The organism is Actinotalea ferrariae CF5-4 (assembly GCF_000603945.1).
Taxonomy (GTDB): Bacteria; Actinomycetota; Actinomycetes; order Actinomycetales; family Cellulomonadaceae; genus Actinotalea; species Actinotalea ferrariae.
The window spans coordinates 1-1201 of record NZ_AXCW01000491.1; the positions used below are offsets into that span (position 1 = coordinate 1).

The following is a 1201-nucleotide window of genomic DNA, read 5'->3' on the forward strand; positions in this document are numbered from 1 at the left end:
TTCCTTGCCACGGTCCCATGTGAGCGTCAGGCGCAGTTGCTCGGGTAGTTGCGCCATGGACGCCGTGAGCGCGGCGTTCATCGCGACCGCTCCGTAGCCACCGAGCGAGGGGCCGTTCTTCACCGTCGGCTTCTCGCCCCAAGCTTCCGACCGCGGCAGATGCACAAGCAGCGTGGACCGGCTCGAACGCTCAACGAGCGTGCCGATCGCGGACCGGCCGGTCCCGATGATCAGATCGCCTTCCCAGTGCCCGGGGACAGCCCGGTCGGCGGCCTCGGCCGGCCGCTCGGACAGAACCACGTCGGCGGTGACGTGCCCCTGCGGCTTGTTCCGAGTCCGGGCTCGCGGTTCGCGCAGCGCGCGTCCGGTGCGCAGACACGCGACGAGCTCGCGCCTGAGGGCGCCGCGCCCCTGGATGAACAACGCCTGGTAGATCGCCTCGTGGCTGATCCGCATGGACTCATCATCAGGGAACTCGAGCCGGAGCCGGCTGCTGATCTGCTGCGGGCTCCAGGCCGTCGCCCAGTGCCGATCTGCCCGGTGGGGCTTCATCTTGCGCCCCTTCCAGCCCGGCGTGTCCGGCCCCGCGACGGGCGTGCCGTCAGCACGCCGCACGGTGCCGTCGAGGCGCTCCTGGACGTACTCACGCAAGCGCGCGTTGCCGACGAGCTTGGCCACCTTCGGTCGCTTGGCGGCCTGCTGGGCCTTCCACTGAGCAACCGTCGCGCGGTACTCCTGCTTCCCGCTCCTGGTCGCGGCGTTGCGGCGCAGCTCACGCGAAATCGTGCCCGGATCGCGCTGCAAGGCCCGGGCGATCTGGCGGACCCCGGCGCCCTTCGCCCGCATCAGCGCTATCTCCTCGCGCTCGGCGAACGTCAGGTAGCGGCCCGTGGGCTCAGCCAGCGACAGCGGAGGCATGCCGCCAGCGTGACGAAACCACCGGGTGCCCACCGGCCATGACACGCCGACGGCCAGCGACGCTTCCACCGTCGTGACGCCCGTGGCGATCAGCCGCCAGAACTGGCGCTGCACCATCCGTGACGGCTCCGGCCTGCCAGGTGAGCGCATCGCCGGCCGCAGCGCACGATCAGCACGCCACTGCCGGCGCAAGCCCTCGGGAACATCGCTGGTCTTCTTCTTCCAGTCCGCCACCACCACGCCGCACACCTCCGAGATCAAGGTGTTGCGACGACCGATTGAA

The 1201-nt window shown here is 70.3% G+C and carries 1 protein-coding gene; it reads right to left on the bottom strand.

Features of this window, described 5'->3' with window-relative positions:
• Nucleotides 1-1068 (bottom strand): IS30 family transposase (locus N866_RS18975; protein ID WP_425393982.1); only part of this gene is annotated, 1068 nt, incomplete at its 3' end.
• Between the last annotated feature and the right edge of the window lie 133 nt (nucleotides 1069-1201).